This is a genomic window from Mesorhizobium sp. P5_C1 (assembly GCF_054049815.1).
The window spans coordinates 1-592 of record NZ_JBFULQ010001365.1; the positions used below are offsets into that span (position 1 = coordinate 1).

General features: G+C 57.9%; 1 protein-coding gene. It reads right to left on the reverse strand.

The features are described from left to right. Positions 1 to 389: CAP domain-containing protein (locus tag ACXJ7R_RS35845; protein WP_457155904.1), on the reverse strand; the 389-nt coding region annotated here is incomplete at its 3' end. Positions 390 to 592 lie beyond the last annotated feature (203 nt).

The following is a 592-nucleotide window of genomic DNA, read 5'->3' on the forward strand; positions in this document are numbered from 1 at the left end:
GGGTCGTTCGAATCGACAAACAGAAGTTGATGGAGTTGCAGAGACATCTCCGGTGTGAGCGTGCCGGAAGTAGYGCTGTAGGCGATGTTTTCACCTGCCGTATTCCAGTCATAGCCAGCGGCCGTGATCCGCTCGAATGGATCGTGGCCGCTCAGATCAGTATGCGAAAAGTAGTCGTGGTCGATCATGTCCTGGCTATGCGCCCGCGCCACGCCGAGCAGCGTGTCGTTCATCGCCAGCGGCTGCTTCATCGCGGCGGAGATGGTCTCGTTGGCCGGGACCCCCTCATTGAGGCTTATGCCATATCGTGCGGCTTCAGCGGCCGGATCGAGCCGCGCGCGATTGATCAGTTCCAGGATTGCCTGCTCGACAGCACTCTGATTGGCCATGACTTTCCCCATCCAGTATTGTGCGAGTATTATTTTTAGGCAACATGCCGCCAAAACGCCAGCCGGCTGGAAGAAACCAGCTCAAAAGCCGTGCCATTCAACGCTTGAACGGGCTGCACAGCAGATATGCCCACGCAATCGCCGACGCCGTAATCGAGCGCCTGCGATTGCGTGGGGAGTTCTATCTTCGAGCGGATCAGACC